Genomic DNA, 21,544 nt, shown 5'->3' with positions numbered 1-21,544 from the left:
ATTTCCGTATCATACCACCAAAACAACTCTGAAATTCATGATTAAACGTAAAAATTGCATCACTTTAGTGGCGTCGTTTGTCAGCCTGTTTGCCCCGTTGCACGCCGAGAAGACAGACACTTCTGATAAACCAAATATCATCTGGCTGATGGCCGAGGATATGGGACGCGATCTCGAATGCTACGGCATGCCGGGAGTAAAAACCCCCAACTTGAACAAAATGGCAGCGGAAGGCGCCCTGTTCACAAAAGCCTATTGCTCGAACCCCATCTGCTCGCCAAACCGCTCAGCAATGATGGTCGGGGTGGATCAAACGGTGATCAATGCCCACCACCACAGAAGTAATCGCGATGTTCCCCTGATGGCTCCATACAAGCCAATCACCTCCTTCCTAAGGGACGCGGGTTACACCTGCTTTTTGGGTCACGATCTGGTTCTCGGGAAAGGCCGCAAAATCGATTGTAACTTCAAATACGAAGAAACCGGTCCATATGATGGCGTAAAGCATTTCGGAATTTTCGATAAAACGGAGAATTTCAGTGCGGAAAACCAACCATTTTTCAGCCAGATCCAACTGCAGGCCACCCACCGTGGCGACTGGTGGAACGGCATACGTGAAAATTCCAAACATCCCGTAGCTCTCGATTCAGTAGTGCTTCCTCCCTATTTCGCGGATACTCCCGAGATCCGCTACGACTGGGCGACCTATCTCGACACCGTGGAATTCATGGATAACGAAGTCGGACAGATCATGCAGAACATCAAGGACCAGAAGCTTGATAAAAATACGATCGTGATTTTTATCGCGGATAATGGCCGCTGTAACTTGCGGGGCAAAGGCTACCTCCAGGAAGCCGGAGTCCACATCCCGATGATCGTCTGGGCTCCCGGGCTTATTGAACCTGGAACCAGGATCGACAATCTGGTGTGCACAACGGATATCTCAGCCACCGTCCTGAAGCTCGCCGGCGCAGAAATCCCGGAATACATCACCTCCAAACCCTTCCTCGGAGTCGACAAGCCGGAATACCGGGAATTCGTCCGCTCCGCCCGGGATATCTGGGATGAAATCGATGATTGTTCCCGCAGCATTTCCACCTCCAAGTTCAAATACATCCGCAACTACATGCCGGAGGTGATGTGGGCCAATGATCAAGCCTATCTGGAGCTCAACCGACCGGCTCTTCACGTCATGCGACGCCTGAAAAAGGAAGGAAAACTCTCCGAGGCAGAGCAAACCTTTTTCGCCGAGCGCAAACCCTACGAGGAACTCTACGACCTCGAAAAAGATCCTGACGAGCTAAACAACCTCGCTGAAAATCCGGAGTATGCCGCCGTTCTTGAGGAGATGCGTGCAAAGGAAACCGAGTGGACCGCGAAGAACCGCGACTACGGACTGGAAGATCTTGGCAAACGTAAGCCCGAGGAAGGTCTGGCCTCCGTCACCACGCGTGAAGCGGTTAAAAAAAATGATCCACAGCTCTGGGAAGAGCTGGAATCCGGGAAGCTGATGGAAACACAAGCCTGGTCCAAAAGATACAGAAAGCCCAAGAAGTAGCCCCTCGTAGCTGAAAAATCCGGCCTGCTTGTCTTCGCCGACAGGCAGGTCTTCTTAACTCATCCCAAAATGCTTACCCACACCGCCTCCATCCTGCCGCTTTCGGCCTCAGCTGTTTTAGCCCTTTCCTGCAATGCCTCAGCGCTGGAAGTCATCAAGCTGGAATCCTCTTCCAAGGACATGACGCCCATTGTCAGAAAGGCCATTTTTGATGCGCAGGATCCCGAGCTGAAAATTGTTTTGGCACCCGGAACCTACCGTTTCCTTCCGGATTACGCCTTTCAGAAAACATGCACGATCACCAACCATTCAAACGGTCTGAAAAACATCATCTTTCCTTTCCAGGGACTGAAATCGATTGAGATCGAAGGCAATGGAGCAGAGCTCGTTTTCCACGGACAGGTTCTTCCATTTCTCTTTGAGGATTGTCAGAAGGTGACCGCCAGGGGCTTCAGTATCGACTGGGATATCCCATTCATTTTCCAGGGAGAAGTAGTGGCGGTGAATGAAAAAGAAGGCTGGCGTGATATCAAGCCCCATACAGAAGGCTTTGGCTGGGAGCTCCACCGCGGGAAGGTTCTTTTTCCGGGAGTGGATGGCTTCAATTATGAAATTCTTGGTAGCACTCTGGCATTCGATCCGGAAACCCGGCGCGTTTCCCACGGAGCTCTCGATATGGAAAGCGATCCGCAGCGGGTGGAAAAACGACCGGGTGGAATCCTCCGTTTCCACGAGCAGTTGCGTCAATACCCCGCGGTTGGCTCGGTGCTTACTTCAAAGGGCGATCGTGCCCATGATCGCTACGCCCCGGCGGTTCATGTAAAGGAATCATCAAACATTCATCTGGAGGATGTGACAGTCCATCACGCCCTTGGTATGGGCTATTTGATGGAGCGCTCTCAAGACATCGTGATGTCTGGCTGCTCGGTGGTTTTGAAGGATGATACCCAGCGGCTGATTTCCTCCACCGCAGACGCGACCCACTTCGCCAACTGCAAGGGCGATATTCTTATCGAGAACTGTCGCTTCGAAAATATGCTCGATGACGGCACCAATGTCCACGGAACCTACGTAACGATCGATGAAGTGCTGGACGAGCGCTCGGTGCGTATCAAACTGGAGCATTTCGAGCAAACGGGATTCCGCTTCGCTGGCGAAGGAGACGAAGTCTGGTTCATCAAATCACCAAGCCCGAAACGCGGACGGGTGAATGAGGTGATTTCTTCCCAGCCCATCAATGATCGTTTCTCGATTCTGCATTTCAAAGATCCCCTTCCTCCCGAAATCACGGCTGGCGATATCCTTGAAAACAAAACCTGGAACCCGACGTTCACCATGCGCGGTTGCACCATCCGCAACCACCGCGCACGTAACATCGTTCTTAAAAGCCCGCTGAAAACGGTGATCGAAGACAACGATTTTTCCTCGATGATGTCTTCGGTATTTTTCCGGGGTGAGACCTTTTTCTGGTTCGAATCCGGTAGTGTGAACGATGTCACCATCCGCAACAATCGCTTCAATTACTGTGCATATAGTGGCATGGAGCATGCGGTATTGAACATTACCCCGCGCCTTGGCGCAGCCTTTGATCAGGAAGAAGTCTACGATAGCAACATCCGCTTCGAGAATAATACCATCCATACCTTCGATAGCCGCATCGTGTGGGCGGATCGTGTGGACGGTTTGGTTATCAAAGACAACACCATCGTCAGAACAGATGATGCGGAGCCGCTTTATCTGGATCGGGCACTTTTCGATTTCAAGAACTGCAGGAATATCGAAATCACCGGAAACAGCTACGACGGCGAGGTTTCCAAAGACATTCAAGCAGATGATTCCTCACGCAAATCCCTGAAAGTCGAAGGCAACACAGGATTCTAATTTTTATCAAAGCAGACGAATATGAAACACCACTTTCTAATTAGCGCATTGGTCGCACTTTCAACTTCCGCATTCACGTTGGCCGGAGAAAAGCCAAACATCCTCATCATCTACGGAGATGACATCGGCTACGGCGATTTCAGTTGCTACGGTGCGACAGGCGTTCAAACGCCGAACATCGACGCCTTGGCGAAAAACGGGATCCGCTTTCGCTCGGCATACGCCACCGCCGCCACCTGCACCCCCTCACGTTATTCGCTGCTCACCGGCGAGTATGCGTTCCGCAATGAGGAAGCGCACATCCTGCCGGGAAATGCCCCGCTGATCATCAATCCGGAGCGCCCGACGGTCGCCACCTTCCTTCGAGACAATGGCTATTCCACCGCTCTCGTGGGTAAATGGCATCTCGGCCTCGGCTCAGTAAGCGAGCCCTTGGACTGGAATGGACTTATCAGCCCCGGCCCCAAGGAAGTAGGCTTCGATTATTCATTCAACATGGCAGCAACCGCGGACCGGGTTCCCTCGGTCTATATCGAAAACGGACACATTGTCGGCTTGGATCCGGCGGATCCCGTGAAAGTGAACTATGCGGAAAAAGTGGGAGACGAGCCGACCGGGATTTCCCATCCCCAGCTTTTGAAAGTGCAGGCAGATGAGCAACATTCCGGCACGATTGTCAACGGCGTGAGTCGTATTGGCTGGATGACAGGTGGACATGCCGCTCGCTTCAAAGATGAGGATATGGCGGACACCTACCTCAACAAGGCAATCGAATTCATTTCCGGGACCAAGGAACAGCCGTTCTTCCTCTACTACGCGCCAAATGAAAACCATGTGCCGCGCGTTATCCATCCACGCTTCCAAGGCTCCACCAATATGGGCCCGCGTGGCGACGCGCTTGCCGCCTTTGATTGGTGTGTGGGCCGCCTTGTCCAGGAACTCAAGGCTCAGGATAAATTCGACAATACCTTGATCATTCTCTCGTCTGACAACGGCCCGGTCCTTTTCGATGGATACTGGGACGGAGCGGTTGAGCTGAACGGGGACCACCGCCCGGCAGGGCCCTGGAACGGGGGCAAATACAGCCGTTGGGAAGGCGGGACACGGGTTCCGTTCATCGTTTCCTGGCCAAAAATGGCTAAGCCGGGTGTCTCGGATGCGCTCGTCAGTCATGTCGATATCTTTGCGTCCATCGCCGGCTTGATTGGAAAGCCTCTGCCGGATAAATCCGGCGCGGATGGTGAAAATCTGATCAAGGCTCTCACCGGGGAATCCGCCATTGGCAGAGAATTCATCGTCCAGCAGGCTCTCGCGCAAATTGCGATCCGTAAAGGCGATTGGAAATACGTTCCACCCGGCAGTGTCACCCAGCGGGGTGGTATCGATCAGTGGATCGAAACCCAGGTTGATGCTCCCGGTCTTTTATTCAACCTCGGAGAAGATCCGGAGGAAACCACTAACCTCGCAGCAGACTACCCTGAAATTGTCGCGGATATGCAAGGAATCATTGAAAAAGTGGCCCCGGAAAAATCTTCCGGAGATAAGAAAATCAACAAAAAGCAGCTCGGTTTCTAATTTTCCATCACCTCGCTGAGCGCAATCCCAATCATTTCAGATCATGCAAAAGAAACACCTTCTCACACTCGCTGCCATGCTAGCAGCAGTTATCATTCCCAGCCGGGCCGAGGATGCCAAAACCCTCGCCGATGGAAAGCAGCCCAATATCGTTCTGCTCTTCGTCGATGACTGGGGCTGGGCGGATTTTCATGCCCGGAACCCGAAATTCGAGTCTCCCAATATTGATCAGCTCATGTCAGACGGGATCGATTTCACCCAAGCATACATCGCTTGCCCGACTTGCAGTCCTAGCCGGGCCACTCTGCTCACCGGCCAACACCCCGCCCGCCTACGGATCGTCCGCCACATTCCCACGGCACCGAACAAGGATGGCTTCGATCAATTCGGAAGAACCGATGAGGAATTCCATACACTCAAGACAGACCCCGCGAACTTCCCCTGCCGGAACTGGTTGCCACTTGAGAAGACCACCTATGCGGAAGCTCTTGGAGAGCTAGGTTACTACAACTATTTTGTGGGAAAATGGCACCTCGGCCACGAGCCGTATCATCCGATCCACCAGGGTTTCGATTCACAGGCAGGAACATCGAACTGGGGCCATCCGAGCAATTATAACCCACCCTATTTTAAGAATTCCGATGTCTACAAAGATGAGAAGGAACGCTATCTCACCGACAAACTCACCGATGAGAGCGTGGAATTTCTCGAGAAATATGATAGTAGCCAGCCCTTCATGTTGAGCCTCTGGTATTACACAGTCCACGGTCCACAAATCGGGAGAAAGGACTACGTAAAACACTTTGAAGAAAAAGGCATGACCGGAAAAGACGCCCACTATGCGGCGATGGTGAAGTCCTTGGACGACTCAGTAGGCAGGATCCGCGAGACACTGAAAAAACAACAACTTGATCAGAATACCATCGTCATTCTTCTCTCGGATCAAGGTGGCACCTTCGAAAATCCACCTTTCCACGGCGGGAAAAAATCGGACACGCTCTACGAGGGCGGAGCACGCGTCCCCTTCGCATTCTACTGGCCGGGAGTGACGAAGCAGGGAAGCAAGAACGAAAACATCGTTCAATCAACCGATCTTTTCCCCACGCTTGTCGAAATCGCTGGAGGCGATGTTTCGAAATACAAGGATTTGGATGGAATCTCACTCCTCGATGTCATCAGGGAAGACACCACGCTGGATAGAGGCGAGCCAATCTATGGCTACCGCGCTTATGAAGATCTTTACGCCAGCGTTCGCGAGGGCGATTGGAAGCTGCTCGCCTACAGAAGCGGCAAAGTAAAGCTTTACAATATCGCGAAGGATATCTCGGAAGAAAAAGACCTGGCCACATCGAACCCGGAAAAAGCTGAAGAACTCCGGAAAAAACTCGCGACGTGGGAGCAATCCATGGGCGTCGAAAAATATTCCGGCGTTCAGTAGCTGCTTCGTATTCCTTTTCCATAAAACCTGTATTCCTCATGAAAAATCTACTCTTGATCGCACTGCCACTGGCGATGGCCGGAGCACTTTTCGCAGCCCCGGAAACCAATCAGAAACGCCCGAACATTTTATTCGCTCTGGCCGATGACTGGTCGTTCGGGCATGCGGGAGCCTACGGTTGCGAGTGGATCAAAACTCCTAACTTCGATAAGATCGCCAAGGATGGGATGTTGTTCACGCGCGCCTATACCCCAACGGCAAAATGCGGCCCCTCCCGCTCCTGCATCATCACGGGACGTAATCCATGGCAATTGAAGGCAGCGGCGAATCACTGGGCTTACTTCCCGACAGAGTTCAAATCCTTTTCCGAAGCTCTTTCAGAGAACGGATATTTCGCCGGGATGACAGGAAAAGGATGGGCTCCTGGCGTGGCAAAGGACGAGCAGGGGAAATTACGGAATCTTGTGGGAACGGTATTTTCCGACAAGACCCTTGAGCCCCCCACCAACCAGATTTCCGATGTCGACTACACGGAAAACTTCAAGGAATTCCTCAATGCGGCCGGCGGAGAAAAACCGTGGGTTTTCTGGTTTGGCAGCACGGAGCCACACCGTGCCTACGAATATGGCACCGGCGTTTCCAAAGGCGGTAAAAAGCTGGCCGATCTCCCGCACGTTCCTCCCTACTGGCCGGATAATGAGGCTGTCCGCAACGACATGCTCGATTATGCCTACGAGGTAGAGCACTTTGACAAACATCTCGGCAATATGCTCGCGGAACTCGAAAGGCGCGGCGAATTGGAAAACACCTTGATCGTGGTTACCAGTGACAACGGAATGCCGTTCCCCAGGGTCAAAGGCTACGCCTACGAGAATTCCAATCACCTCCCCATGGCCATCATGTGGAAAGGAACCATTGTCCCGGACCGCGTTATCGAGGATTATGTCAGCTTCATCGATCTCGCCCCTACCTTTATAGAAGTGGCCGGCCTCACCGCAGAACAATCTGGGATGCACCCATTTACAGGTCGCAGCCTAACGGAGTTTTTCAAAACCGAAAAAAGTGGCAAGGTCGTCGAAGAGCGTGATCACGTGCTGATCGGCCGCGAGCGTAATGATGTCGGCCGCCCGGAAGATCATGGATACCCGATCCGCGGGATCGTGAAAAATGATCTGCTATACATCAATAATGTGGAGCCAGACAGGTGGCCAGGCGGGAATCCGCAGACCGGCTATCTGGATACAGACGGCAGCCCTACCAAGACCGAGGTCCTGAAATCCCGTCACGATCCGGATACAAAGAAATTCTGGGATCTCTGTTTTGGCAAACGTGGCGCGGAAGAATTCTACGATCTCAGCAAAGATACCTGGTGCATGAATAATTTGGCAAAAAATCCGGACAAGGCCTCTGCCTACGCGGGATTGAAAAAGCAACTCCAGGAAGAATTGGAAAAACAGGGAGATCCCCGCTCATCGGGCAACGGTCCTGTATTCAATACCTACCCGAGTGCTAACCCCGTGGAGCGCGATTTCTACAAGCGCGCGATGAGTGGTGAAAAGGTGAAGGCGGATTGGGTGAACGAGTCCGACTTCGAGCCCGATTTTCCAAACTGAAAACCGGTCCGTCCAAATAAACCCACACCATGCCGCCCGTAAAAGAAATCCCGCAAGTCGCCATCTTTGTCAGCACCTCCAACAGCTGGGGACGCAGTATCGTTAAGGGTATCATCTCCTATGCCAACGAAGTAGGCCCATGGCATATCTGGGTAAGGACCGGCACCAGAGAGACCTTGGAGCATCTGCCACGCGGCTGGCGCGGAGATGGCATCATCGCCCGGGTTGCCACGCCAAGTTTTGCAGAAGATATCAAGAAGTCCCAGTTACCGGTGGTCAACGTTTGTGACTTTGACGTCCCTGATTTCGCTTCCGCATGCGTCCGCACAGACGATTCCATCGGCACAAAATTAGCGGTGGAACATTTCATTGACCGGGGAATCAACAATGTCGCGCTTGCCGGGCCGTTCCATCTGCCCAATCCTGCAGCCTACTCACGGCATTTTAAAAATGCGGTCTCGCAGCACAAACTCCCCTATCAAACCTTCGCTCTGCGGGAAAGCGAACTACAGGACTCGAAAAAACTGGCCGAATGGATCAATTCCCAGCCGAAGCCTCTCGGCCTACTCGTCTGGGGCAACGAATATGCCAGGCAGGTCGTGGATTGCTGCATGCAGGAAAACATCAGTGTCCCACACGATGTGGCTATCCTGAGCGGCGGCTACGATGAGTTATTGAGCCATGCATGCTTTCCCGCCCTTTCGGGAATTATGGCACCTACCGAACAGATCGGCTACAAGGCGGCCGAGCTGCTTCACCTCAAACTACTCGGTGAACCGGTTGAGAACAAAACCATTTACCTTCCACCCATGGGGATCATCGAGAGACTATCAACCGATACCCTTGCCGTGGAAGACCCTAGACTCGTCCAGGTCATCCAATATATCAGAGACCACGCCTTCGAGCCCATCTCCATGGATGATATTCTAAGAGCCGTCCCCATGGCCAGACGTTCCCTGGAGAATCGATTTCAGCGAGCTTTCGGCCGTAGTCCGACAGACGAGGTCAGGCGGATCAGGATCAAACGTGCCAGCAAGCTCTTATCTGAAACAGATCTGCCGATGCAGGATGTGGCAGAGGCCTGCGGCTACACGACTTACAATTATTTGAGTCATGTATTCAAAAAATCCACCGGCCAATCCCCAAGACAATTTCGCAAGCAATTCCGAATCTGACGCGAAAATTGGTATTATCCACCGATAAAATGGCACAATCACACACATATTTTACGTAAACGCGAATTACAATTACGGGTCGAGCTGATAGATTAAGTTTAACTAATGTCCAAAATTAATCTTAAGAACTTCCTGATAAGCGGGTTTTGCCTCAGCACCGCCCTCGCAAATGCCCGGGATATCAACGTGGCAGACTTCGGCATCATTCCTGGAAAGGATGCGAGCCTTCCCCTGAATGAATTGATCCTCTCCGTCGGAGATGAACCGGACGTCACCTTGATCTTCCCGAAGGGTGACTACGATTTTTACCCGGATCGGGCGCTGGAGAAATATCGCGCAGTGGCCAACCACGACAACAGCCTCAAGCGGATCGCTTTCCCGTTGATGGATTGCAAAAACATCACCATCAATGGCGGAGATTCCCGCTTTATCTTTCACGGCCGGATCGTCCCCTTCGTCTTGGATGGCTCCAGCGGTGTGACCCTGAAAAACTTTTCCATCGATTGGAAACGCCCGTTTCAGAGTGAGTTGAAAGTCGTCGAGCACTCGGCGAATGGAAAAGCGATCACAGTCGAGATCGACAGCGATGAATTTCCCTACACCATAGAGAAAGGCCAGATCCTCTTTGACCATTATGACTGGCAGGATCCGATCGCCACGAACATTCTTTTCGATCCCAAAACGCGGTCGCCCATGCATGAAACCAGGGATTACTCGCTAAATCCACGTCACCCGATGAGCGCTAAAAAGCTTGATGGGAATCGCGTCGAGCTCACCGCTTCGTTCAGCAAGAAACTGCCCCCTGTGGGCAGCGTCATCGTCACCTACGGCTCCCACCCGACCAGCCGTCTTGCTCCCGCCATTCACGCCTCCGATTCGAAAGACATCATCATCGATAATGTCACTGTTTATGCAGCGGGCGGTATGGGCCTCATCGCCGAGCGCTGTGAAAACCTGAAACTCGATCATATGGTCGTCACTTCTACCGACAAGCGTCTCATCTCCACCCGCGCCGACGCCACACACTTCATTGGCTGCAAAGGAACTATCGAGCTGGAGCACTGCCTTTTCGAGCACATGCTCGATGATGGTATCAACGTCCATGGAGCGTATGTCATTATCGATGAATACCTCGGACAAAAGAACTTCCTATGCACGATCAGCCATTTCCAACAATGGGGTCTGACCTTCGCGGAAGCGGGTGATAAAATTATGGTCATGGATCGCTCAACCGTTCTCCCGCTGTTTGAAGGCACAGTCGAAAGCGTCCGGCCGATCAATGAAAAGCATTTCATGGTTACCTTGGAAAATGTGCCCGCGGAGATTCCCCAGGGTCCGCTCTCCATGGAAAATATGACCTGGTATCCGGATCTTGTAATGACTCACAACGTCATTCGTGAAAATCGCGCACGTTCCGCTCTGATCACCACGAAAGGCAAAGTCACCGTTACAGAAAACTACTTTTCTTCGCAGATGCACGGCATCCTCATCGAAGGTGATAACAATGTCTGGTATGAGTCCGGTGCGGTCGAGGACGTGACTATCGCCAACAATACTTTTGTGAACATCGGCTACGAAGGGGCTGACCGCTATCCCCTTTACGCATCCCCACTCCTCAATGACGAGCAGAGGTTCGGTGATGGCCGCTACCATAGAAATATCAACTTCACCGGGAACAGCATCAAAAGCTTCAACGGGCTTATCGCCTACTCAAACTCGGTGGAAGGCTTGAATATTTCCGATAATACCATCGAACTTAGTAGCGATTATCCAGCTGCCCGGGACTTCCCGAGCATCGATCTCCACTACAGTGATAAGGTCACCATCAAGGGGAACAAGTTTATTGGCTTTGGAGAAAGCGGCACGATCCGGATCTCCGGTGATACGGAGAACGTCACCATCGAGCAGAACGAAAACCTGCAGCAGGAGAAAGCAAATCAGCCAGCACCAAGCAAATAGCATTTTCCCTTTCACCTGAACTATGAGGCTCTCCATCTAACGTGGATGAGCCTCTTTTTTTTGCCTTCCTACCTTACAGATGAACAAAGGTTGATCTCCAGAAGAGCGCTTCCCGAATCTCCTGAAGATCTACGATGGAATCAACCGATGGAACGAGCCTAACCCGGCGGAGCGCCTCATTCCGCCGTCAGCAACCGGACATCGCAAGGCTTCAGGATGATCTCGGGGGAAACTTCTTTACCGCTAATGAGATCCGTCACTTTCACGGGAGAATTCCCATCACCCAATTCAACAATGCGCTCAAAACGGCTCACATTATTCAGCGTGATGGATACAACTCCCGTTTCCTCATTAGGATGTTGCGTAATGATGACACCGTAGGCGGGTTTGCCGTCCGCATCCGTGATCCGCACCTCACAAGACATCGAGAACAGGTCAGCATCCATCTCTTTCCGGAACGTCGAGCAATATCCGTCTATTGTGCTTTCAGCGAAGGACCGCACGGTGTCTAACGTTGTTTTCTCGCCGCGCTCCTTTCCCAATTCATTTTTCACAAAGCTTCTCTCCGGCCCCACAGTCATTACTCTACCACCCCCTTCGATGAATGCGCCCAGCCCCTTGAGGTTCTTGTCCGTGATAAATGGAGTGGGCGTGATCAACAGAGTTTGTTTCTCCAGATTCAGCTCACTGAGCATCGAAGGAGTCGCGAAGCCTACGGGAACATTCAATAGCTTCAGTGCCTCGTAGACCGCTTTCACTCCAGCGATATACTCACCGGTCTGGATAGCTGATTCCTCGCAATAATAAATCATCACTTTCCGCAGATCCGGCACTGCTCCCGCGACATGCTCTGAATGGGCATTCAATTCCTTCATCACTCGTCCATAGGCATCAAGCGCGATAGGTTGTGTGGATAGCTCACCGATGTGATCCGCATTGGAGCCCAGCGCTCCATCTTCAGACCTTCCCCAAAGCCAAGGATTGATCGCGCCCATACCATGAGTGAAAGCAAGCCAGAGCGACGAGCGGACATACTCCCGCTTGAGATCAAAATGTCGCCAACTGACAGAGCTCAAGCCATGCCATTCCGAATCGTAGAAAGGCCGATCGGGACACAGAGACTTCGAGAAATCCAAATACATGGATTGCTCCTGCCACTCGTAATCGTAATAAGCCTGCCAACCTTTTTCGGGATCGTTCCCAACCTCGTTTTTCCCGAAAAATTGTGCTCCCCGTGGGGTGACCCGGAGATCGGCACCTACGATTTCCTGAAGACGGGTGAGATATTCCATATCCATTCCGTCATCCCTATCTTCATCTCCCAGAATGTATCCGAGCATCTTGATCGTCACTGGAGATTTCTCGGGATCATATGCGTGGACACGCTTTTTCAAAAACGTGAACCACTCATTTACCCGATCCATATTGAAGCGGCACCAGTCATACCAGACTGCCGTTCCTCTAAGCGTTTTATCAATGGGCAATTCCACATGCACCTGATCGTATGAGGTATATTCGGTGCCATGGGATTCATTGAGCGCGGCAAGCGTTTTGTATTTCTGAACAATCCATTGCCGATACTTCGCCATCGTTATGCCGGATACTCCGTTCTTTGCCAGCCATCCGCCCTGTTGGGTCGAGAAATTCGGCTCGTTTGCCAGCAAATGCATTTTGGGGACATTGCCGAAAGCTTGTGACCAACCTGGCAGCATTTGCGAAAAAAGCTGATCGAGACTTTCCCGAATGAAGGGATTATCGATATCATATTTGGTGAAGTGCCGGGCTCCATCCAGGATTTCCGGATGTGCTTCCTCCATCCAACCTGCAGCATGATGCCCGATGAAATAGTCTGCAGGAGCCATATTCTTAGCTGTCTCTTCTTTTGCCCGTCGATATACCGCATCTTTCCGTCCTTTGGAGACTTTCCCATCCTTTCCCAGAAAACTGATCCCATAGTATCCTCCGCCCATTCTCCCGAATGCCTCAAGCATTTCCTCGCTATCCCCCATCCACGTTATCGTGCTCGGAAAAACAATTCTTCCATCCTTCCGGTAGTAGGCGTCTTCCAATGTCATGCCACCCTTCGAGAAATCCACAGGTGCTTCGAGGCTGAGGGCCCCCTGCAATTGCTGTTCTAGCTCGGCAATCGCAAAATCCGCAACGGTCAGGCAATCCGTCATCTCATACACGGGGAGGTTCTCCGTTTCGGCAGGGTCGATTTTTGAATAGTAGCCGTAGGTTTGAAATATCTTGCGGACTTCTTCCAAGTTTTGAAAATCGAACTCCGCAGCTTTTTGGAAGGTTGAGAGAACCGTCCTGGAAACGGATGCGTAGTCCGTATTGAGACCTTTTTCTTCCGCCTGTTTGATCAGAGCGAGGAGCCGCTTCTCTTTTTCAGCCACTTTACCTTTCAGCTCCAGCCATTCTTTTTCAGCTGGTTTGGAATCGTTCTGAGCTGCCAGCGGCATGCAGCTGAGCACGCCAGCTAACATCAGCGGAAGTTGTAATATTTTAGTCATGAGCAATACGGACTACTCGCCAAATCGATCATTCTTTCAACGCCAATATCATTATATGACATGCCCACAGAATATCTCTCTTCGGAAACACTCCCAGCGAGCCCACTTGGTCTGGCCCAACGGTCTGTGGGTTGGCCTAATCGGCCTCAAGCAATCTGCAGGATACGTGATAGGCACCCCTAGTTTTCCCGGTCTTTCCGTCGGTAAACCATGTCTCCAGGAGAGCCGGACCGCGTTTCAAATCCAGTTCAAAGCTTACCGATCCAGCCTCCGGACTGAGCGCTTGTCGTGCTTCCTGTTCGCCGATTCTGATCCGTGCGTCAGATGCCTCGATAGGCTTCATGTTATCCTCAGGGAAACGGGATAGCTTGATTTCATACCTGCCTGCGGTTTTGACATCGATCGCCCAAAAGCCATTGATGAACAACTTATCGTCGTCCAGCTGACTGGGGCGCCAGATAACGTTCCCCTCTGTAGGGTGCCAATCGCGGATGGTAAACTCAGTGCTGCCGGACGGATCTGCACCCAACTGGAGGCGGGTAAATCTGTCATCGTGTGCCGAGACATCATCGAACCATTTCCCATAAGCCGCGAAAAGCTTTTCTGCGATGTCAGGAAACTGATCGGCCAGATCTTTGGTCTGCCCGGGATCCTGCACAATATCGTAAAGTTCACCGTTAACGTAACGCCACCTCTCGGTCAAAACCGCAAACTGGGGACCTTTGGCGCCCGTTTGCGTCAGAGTTGGCTTCCGGAGATCATCATTCTGCCGATCTAGAAAAAACATTCTGTCCGGCCATTCTTCTGCCTTGCCCGTGAGCAATGGCGCGATGCTTTTCCCGTCAAAATGAACATCCTGTGGAGCCTCCAATCCGCAGAGATCGATCAATGTCGGCAACCAATCACGGTGACTGGTAAGCTCGGTGATCTTCTTGCCCTCCGGGAAGTGATCCGGCCATTTCGCAAAACATGCCACCCGATGACCACCTTCGTAAACGGAACCTTTTTTACCCCGCATGCCCGCATTGAAACCATCTTCGGAATTTACACCTCCGTCTGATCCCTCGGCGGTGCCATTATCTCCCATGAAGATCACGATAGTATTTTTATCCAATCCGGTCTCTTCCAAAGAGGAAAGCAACCTGCCAAGATTCTCATCGAAATTCTCGATCATTCCGTAAAATGTCGCCCGTTTCTCAGGCATCCCCAGCTCGGTGAATTTCTTGGAATACTTTTCTTCCACGAAATGTGGGCTGTGCATCGCATTAAGTGGAAGGTAGATGAAAAACGGTTTTTTTGCCTCGGGCTGATTGATGAATTTCAAAGTTTCATCGAACCACACATTGGTGCAGTAACCTTCGAACTGCTCGGCAACGCCGTTTCGAAAATAGGTATCGTCGAAATAGTCGTTCCCCTCCGGGTTTCCAATCTCATCCGCGCCACCCGCCATGTGGCGGACAACGGTATCGAATCCACGGTAGCGGGGAGCAAACGGGAATGAATCCCCCAAATGCCATTTTCCAAACATGCCCGTCCGGTAGCCGGAGGCAGAAAACACATCTCCCATGGTTTTCTCATCTGGATTCAAAAGCTGCCGGCCCTCGGTAACCGCCCACGCTCCCGCACGGATGCAATACCGTCCGGTCATTAGTGCGGCGCGCGATGGTGTGCACACGGGATCCACATGATAGTCTTCCAGCGAAACACCTTCCCGCTGCAGTCTATCAAGATTTGGCGTATCGAGCCATGGATTCCCGTGGCCCGACATATCCGCATAGCCTTGATCATCGGTAAGAATGACAATCACGTTCGGCTGTCGAGGGTTTCCTTCTGCCCGCAGGGATGAAAAAGGAATGAGCAGCAACGCGGCTTTGAATATAAATCGAGATTTCATCACTTTTGTTTTTTCTTTGATCTTGCAGGCTTCAGCACGGGCAGATCCGGATTCATTCTACGCAGCATGGCTTCATCCGGGCCACCGCCGTATTGCGCCCAATACAAGGCTTTCAGAGGATTGATTCTGGGAGCTTCCACATCTTCATTTACCATTAATGGTTTAGCCTCATTCCACCATTTTTCATAGCTGGAACGTAGTTGCGCCACTACTTCCGGGTAGTCTGCTATAATATTTGTCGTTTCGCCCGGATCGGCTTTGAGATCATAAAGCGCTTTATTACCAACCAACGTAAAACGCGAGTTCTGGATCGCGCATTTGGTATATTTGGCTTCCTCGCTCCCTCCTTTTTCCCAACGTCCCACATGGTGAACAAGAATCCGATCCTGCCATTCGGCATCCGGGTTTTTCAATAGAGGAACCAGGCTGATCCCCTCGACCTGCTTTGCTGTTTTTTCTGAGATTTCCGCGCCAGCGATCTCCGCAAGTGTGGGATAAATGTCGATATTGGAACTCAACGCACTGGTTTCCTTCCCTCCCTTGATTCCCCCGCTGGGCCAGCGGAAAAAACACGGTGCGCGGGTCCCGCCTTGATACTCGGTTCCTTTCTGGCCACGCATTCCGGCATTGAAAATTCTCACGCCAGCAGTGCCGCCATTATCCGTAGCCAAGTAGATGACCAAGGTATTCTCCGCAATTCCCCATTCGTCCAACTTCGCCAGCATGTTGCCGAAGTTCGTATCGATATTTTCGATCATCCCATAGAACTTCGCCAGGTCTTCGCTCACGCCTGGCTTCCCAAGGTAGTGCTGGTAATATTCTTCCGGAAGGACATGCGGGCCGTGAGCCGCGTTTGGCGTGATATAGGCAAAGAAGGGCTCATTGGATTGTTTTTTCTTTTCCATCCATTTCAGTGCCTGATCAAAAAACAGATCGGTGCAATACCCCTTTGTCTTTTCCCACTTTCCGTTGTGCCACAATGCGGGATCGATATTTGTATTACCGGGCGCGTCTCCACACGATCCGGGATAGGTCTGTCCGATACCTCCGGCACCGTGGATGAAAACCTCATCAAATCCTCGGTTCTCAGGGCGGTAGGCCTCCTCGTCGCCAAGATGCCACTTACCGAAAATACCGGAGGTGTAACCTGCTGTTTTCAAAATCTCCGGTAGGGTAAATGTGTCCAGCGCCATACGCTCCCGCTCAAGAATCGTATGGGTGACACCGTTCTTGAATTCGTGCCTTCCGCTCATGAGCGCGGCACGACATGGCGCACAAGTGGGACTTACATGAAACTGCGTGAATAGCAGGCTCTCTTTTTTGAAAGCGTCCACCGAAGGGGTCTTCATGATAGGATTGCCAAGGCATGCATAGTCTCCGTAGCCGATGTCATCCGGCATCACGAGAATGATGTTAGGACGCCCGGCTCCCAAAAGGGACGAGAGGGAGGAAAGAAGCAGACTACCTAAGAGAGTTATTGGGAACTTCATATTCATCATTGGGTGTAACGTTATCCGATGCTGTTCTCACCACGGTTTTCCTTCTGCTGGATGGTCACCGGCCAACCGGGAAACTGATTGGAGTCTTTTCCATCCTCCGCATCCACAAGGAAGCGGTAGCAATCGAGCGTATAGGTTTTAGCCTCTGTATCGAAGGTGATGAAGCCAAAGCCACTACCTTTTTCGTGAGCCTTTTTGTAACGGTTTTTGTCTTTTCCAACCACAGGATTCCCCACGGCATACACATATACTTTGTTGCCAAAGCCGTCCAAATACTCACCGGTATGATCCAGTCCATGGTTTGGCCGATTCTCATGGGGCATGCCGCTCTCATCCGGTCGCCACCAACGGGGATACCCCGCGGAAATGGCCGGCGTGCAGAAAGACCAATTACTATCGCGCTGCTGATCCACTCCATACTGGCAAAGCGAGGCCAAATGCTGATCTCCATTAATGTGCAGCGCCATCGACGGACGCATCAGATCGATTGCCCGGTTGCGTGGAGTCTGCGGCCATGCTCCGGAATCCAGATCGCCTTTCAAGTAGCCGTCATAGTCGCCATGGTGTGTCGCCACGCCTGCGAAAACGGTCTGACTCAAGACCGCTTTAAGTTCATGGCCGCGCCAGTCCGCAGACCATTTTTCGAGAAATTCCTCCTGTCTGGCACCCAGCAGAACCAAGCCCGGTTTGTCTAGGCCAGCAGTGTCAAAGTCCGGATCCACCACGTGATCCTCCCGACCTTCTCCCGTATCGACATGCTCGGGGCCGCTCTTCCATTGACGATCCGCAATTATGGCAAACCCAACGTTCCCGTAGACCATATCCCCGTAGTAAACGCTGATATCCTGGAGGGATGGTGCAGGATCATAGGCATCGGGATGATGGGCCACGTTTGTTTTGTGCACGGCGTTCACCATTCGGGCGGGCTCGCGATATCCCCCTTTTGATGAAGCACTCTCATCCGCCCCGGTCATTGCGGCTCCGCCTTCTCCCCAGATATTTCCCTGGAACACATCATGATCATCCGGCAGGCAAAGCGTCGGCTGGCTATGCATCACATTCCGGAACGACCAACCAAACTGGTAAAATTTTCTCAAATAACACAGAATCGCTGGCTGCGCCGGCTCACGGATAATACCGTATCCACCATGACTTTCGTAGATCTGGTCTCCTGAAAAGAACACCAGGTCCGGCTTGAGCTTTTCCACATTTCGTGAGACCGGCTCATAGGGAAACCCGTAATCATTCTGACAGGTAAGTGCCGCCATTCTCAGAGGCCGCCCGCTTGGATTTGCCTGGATCGTCCCGGTCCATTCATCCGGAGTCTCAGTGCCATCCACATGTTTCTCCCGATAAACGAGCTTGTAGGGAATCGCGGTTTTTTCATTCCAATTCGGTATCCGGAAAGTCGCGACCCACGCATCCGGATCCAGCTTCGCTTCCCCCAGAGACTCCCATTTGCCTTCTCGTTGAACCTGGAGTTCCACAACCTGGCTGTCATCGGCTCCCATTGGACCTGTCAGTGCGCTCATCTTCATGACAAAGCCCTCGTCTGAACGCGAATCACTCAAGGAATACATCGACCATACAATCGGCCCGAACCTTTGTTCGGGCTGCACTGAAAATGCCTCGCCCATCATAGTCCAGTTACTAAAGCGGTAACGCGATGCCGCTTGAGACGCTTTCTTCGGTGCTCCATGCTTTGTGGAAGCTCCATAATTACTGACCAAGGCGACATTTCCCAAAATCAACTCCGCAGGGAAATGCTCTGTGATCGCACCAAGGCTGAGTCCATCCACCGGGGAGCCGGCTTCCAAAGTCACGGCAATTCTTCCATTGTCCGCTTTCACCGATAGCCGCAAGGACAAGTCCTTAGGATTCGCGTCCTCCGACAAAGGTTCGTGCTTCGCACCGAGGATCAGCTGTCCATTCATCACTCCCGCATTGATCCCGTTTCCGGCGAAGCAATTGCTGCGATACTCGTTTAGCTCGCTATGGATACCGATGCGAAACCCTGCTCCAGCATCTTGTTCGTTTTGCTCCAGCTGACTCAAATGGACTGACATCTCGAATCCCTTCGAAGGATCCGTCACCTGATGCGTTACCGAGTGGATGCTCCGATTCGGGCCCATGCTCTGGCACTCCGCCGCTCCATCGGCGATCTTCCAGTTTTCCATGGGATTGGCCCAAAACCCACCCCCCAGCCAAACGCGGTCATGGGTATTTGCCCATACGTCTTGCGCGGCAGCATCCTGCGCCATGGCAAACCGAGGCCCTGCGGCCATTCCGGCTACAGTTCCTGCAGCCACTAACTTGAGCGCCGAGCGCCGGGAAATTTTTTCGTTCATTGGTTTTATCTATCCGGTTTAGCTGGAAAGTTCAATTCATCGGCAGGGCAATTACATGCGCGACAAATCCCGCGCCTATCAGATTGGCCGAAAACGCCATAGTAGCTCCGCTGCCGGCAACCATCTAAACGCAATGGAGAGTGCCTAAATTTCACAAAACCGTTTCCCGAGAAAAGAAACGCTCATTTTTTCCAATCCCGCCATTTCTTTTCTTTTTTGACGGTTTCCTGCGGAAGCTCATCGTTATAGACCGATCTACCACTCCAGCGCAATAAGGCTGCGATCTCCTTTGCTTCCTCAAGCAACTCCTTCATCCGATCCGGAGTTATTCCCGGTTTGGTCAGCGCCGCCTTCACTGCGGCGTCCCGCTTCTGCAGAACGACAGAAGACAGCATCCCAAGTGCTTGCTCGGCTGCCTGCAGACCATCCCCGGGATTCATTTCCAGTAGACTCATCTCGCGATGCAAAGCCATCTGCTCACGTTTTCGAAGACTTGCGACGAAGGCATTGACCGCCGCACTCGAATTGGGATCTGGAGATGCAGCCAAAATCCGCTCCAGAAGGCCAACACCTTCAACCCACGCCTTCGCTTCGTGCAATGTTTCAAACTGCTCGTTGAGGAAATGTTGCGCTGGGGCGGATGCCAACGCCAGCTGGCAAAGATAACCCACGGTTCTGTCCAGTGCCAGAGGCTCCAGGTTTTCCTGATACTCTTCCACAGGCTCCGGGGAGCGATTGTTCGCCGCTCTTGTCGATTGTGTTTTCGCTCGTTTGACAGCACCCCCGATTCCCTCCCGCAGGGTGGCGGAACCCAGACCAAGCATGCTGGCGACCACGTTGATTTGTTGATCCCGGGAAGCGTGATCGCCCATCAATGCCAGCAGATCCGTGCAATCGCGGGAAAGCGATGCCTTGCCTTCCGCGCTGTCCAGGCTTCCGGCCTTTTTTGCAAATGCTATTTTGAAATCGAAAAAATCCCGGGCACTTTCCACCAATGCACGGAACGAATCCACACCTTTCGCCTTGATATAGGTATCGGGATCTTCGCCCGGAGGCAGCTCTACCACCTTCACCGAAAGCCCCTCCGGTGCCAGCTCGCGGAAGGCACGCTCGCAAGCTTTCACCCCTGCACTATCCGCATCAAAACACAACACTGCGGTTTGTGCGTAGCGTTTGAGAATCCTCGCATGCTGGGCGGTGAATGCGGTGCCCAAAGGCGCTATCGCATTTTCCACACCGGCCTCATGACAAGAGATCGCATCGATCTGGCCTTCACAAAGGATCACAGTCTTCTCCTTGAGGATAGCCTTTTTCGCTTTATCCAGGGCGAAAAGCACATTGGATTTTTTGAAAATATCGGTTTCCGGAGAGTTGATATATTTTCCCGACCGTCGATCCTCCCTCAGCTGTCTGCCGCTGAACGCAATCACATCGCCAATCTCGTTGCGGATAGGGAACATCAGTCGATCCCGGAAGCGCACATACAGCCCCGCCGCCGGTTTTTCCTCATCCTTGAGCGCCGCCAATCCAGAGCCGACCAGTTCCTTCCCGGTGAATCTGCGCTCCCTTGCCCATCGAAGGAAAACCTCCGGGTTCTCCGGCATCCAGCCAATCTCCCAGCGCTCCGCCATCTCTTTACCGAAGCCACGTTGTTTGAGATAGTTTCTGGCATGTTCACATGCGGGATCTGTCAGAAGATGTGCGTGGAAAAGAGCCGAAGCCTCACGATGAAGATCCAATAATCTCCCGCGGGATTGTCTGGCTGCCTTTGCCTTTGGCGTGTCCGGTTCCTCCTCCAGATGAACACCTGCCTTTCCTGCCAGCTTTTTTAGCGCATCCATGAACAGGAGCCCTTCATGATCCATCACAAAGCCAATGGCATTGCCGCTTTTCCCACAGCCGAAGCAGTGATAAAACTGCCGGGAGGGACTGACATTGAACGAGGGCGTTTTCTCGTGGTGAAACGGGCAATTCGCCTTATAGCCGGTGCCTGCTCTCTTCAATGGAATATAGCTCCCGATGAGGTCGACGATATCCGTCGCCGCCAGCACCTGCTCAATCGTTTCCTTGGCAATCAGGCCCACG

General features: G+C 52.3%; 12 protein-coding genes. 7 read left to right on the top strand and 5 right to left on the bottom strand.

All coding sequences use genetic code 11. From position 1 onward, the window contains the following. Positions 1-37 precede the first annotated feature (37 nt). The 7 genes from ACFSSA_RS13660 (at position 38) to ACFSSA_RS13630 (ending at position 11,199) form a co-directional block, all read left to right on the top strand. Positions 38-1,558, top strand: coding sequence for a sulfatase family protein (locus ACFSSA_RS13660; protein WP_386821081.1), 1,521 nt, complete (start codon positions 38-40; stop codon positions 1,556-1,558). A 69-nt stretch (positions 1,559-1,627) separates the two neighbouring features. Then, positions 1,628-3,439: a right-handed parallel beta-helix repeat-containing protein gene (locus ACFSSA_RS13655; protein ID WP_386821080.1), complete on the top strand. Its 1,812-nt coding sequence runs from the start codon at positions 1,628-1,630 to the stop codon at positions 3,437-3,439. A gap of 21 nt (positions 3,440-3,460) precedes the next feature. Then, positions 3,461-5,014, top strand: coding sequence for a sulfatase family protein (locus ACFSSA_RS13650; RefSeq protein ID WP_386821079.1), 1,554 nt, complete (start codon positions 3,461-3,463; stop codon positions 5,012-5,014). 43 nt (positions 5,015-5,057) lie between these two features. Beyond that, a complete protein-coding gene (locus ACFSSA_RS13645; protein ID WP_386821077.1) occupies positions 5,058-6,452 on the top strand; it encodes a sulfatase in 1,395 nt (464 codons plus the stop codon). 38 nt (positions 6,453-6,490) lie between these two features. Then, a complete protein-coding gene (locus tag ACFSSA_RS13640; RefSeq protein WP_386821076.1) occupies positions 6,491-8,065 on the top strand; it encodes a sulfatase family protein in 1,575 nt (524 codons plus the stop codon). A gap of 29 nt (positions 8,066-8,094) precedes the next feature. Beyond that, entirely contained in the window at positions 8,095-9,240 is a 1,146-nt protein-coding gene (locus tag ACFSSA_RS13635; RefSeq protein WP_386821075.1) for an AraC family transcriptional regulator, read from the top strand. 105 nt (positions 9,241-9,345) lie between these two features. Continuing rightward, complete coding sequence (locus tag ACFSSA_RS13630) at positions 9,346-11,199, top strand: right-handed parallel beta-helix repeat-containing protein (RefSeq protein ID WP_386821074.1); 1,854 nt, start codon at positions 9,346-9,348, stop codon at positions 11,197-11,199. 176 nt (positions 11,200-11,375) lie between these two features. On the opposite strand, the gene ACFSSA_RS13625 is transcribed toward ACFSSA_RS13630, so the two are convergent. From ACFSSA_RS13625 to dnaG, 5 genes are all read right to left on the bottom strand, one after another. Then, positions 11,376-13,718 carry a beta-galactosidase gene (locus ACFSSA_RS13625; protein WP_386821073.1) on the bottom strand — a complete coding sequence of 781 codons (2,343 nt, stop codon included), beginning with the start codon at positions 13,716-13,718 and terminating at the stop codon, positions 11,376-11,378. A gap of 136 nt (positions 13,719-13,854) precedes the next feature. Continuing rightward, positions 13,855-15,612, bottom strand: a complete 1,758-nt coding sequence (locus ACFSSA_RS13620; RefSeq protein ID WP_386821072.1) for an arylsulfatase — start codon at positions 15,610-15,612, stop codon at positions 13,855-13,857. Then, positions 15,612-17,102, bottom strand: a complete 1,491-nt coding sequence (locus ACFSSA_RS13615; RefSeq protein ID WP_386821071.1) for an arylsulfatase — start codon at positions 17,100-17,102, stop codon at positions 15,612-15,614. The genes ACFSSA_RS13620 and ACFSSA_RS13615 overlap by 1 nt, the downstream gene beginning before the upstream one ends. Before the next feature lie 20 nt (positions 17,103-17,122). Then, a complete protein-coding gene (locus tag ACFSSA_RS13610; protein ID WP_386821070.1) occupies positions 17,123-19,459 on the bottom strand; it encodes an alkaline phosphatase D family protein in 2,337 nt (778 codons plus the stop codon). A 182-nt stretch (positions 19,460-19,641) separates the two neighbouring features. After that, positions 19,642-21,543 (bottom strand): DNA primase, encoded by a 1,902-nt coding sequence (gene dnaG / locus ACFSSA_RS13605; protein WP_386821069.1) that lies wholly within the window; start codon positions 21,541-21,543, stop codon positions 19,642-19,644. Position 21,544: the final 1 nt, after the last annotated feature.

The organism is Luteolibacter algae (assembly GCF_042683045.1).
In the GTDB taxonomy this organism is placed as follows: domain Bacteria; phylum Verrucomicrobiota; class Verrucomicrobiia; order Verrucomicrobiales; family Akkermansiaceae; genus Luteolibacter; species Luteolibacter algae.
The sequence above is the reverse complement of the archived record's forward strand: the minus strand, read 5'-3'. Positions and strand labels throughout refer to the sequence as shown.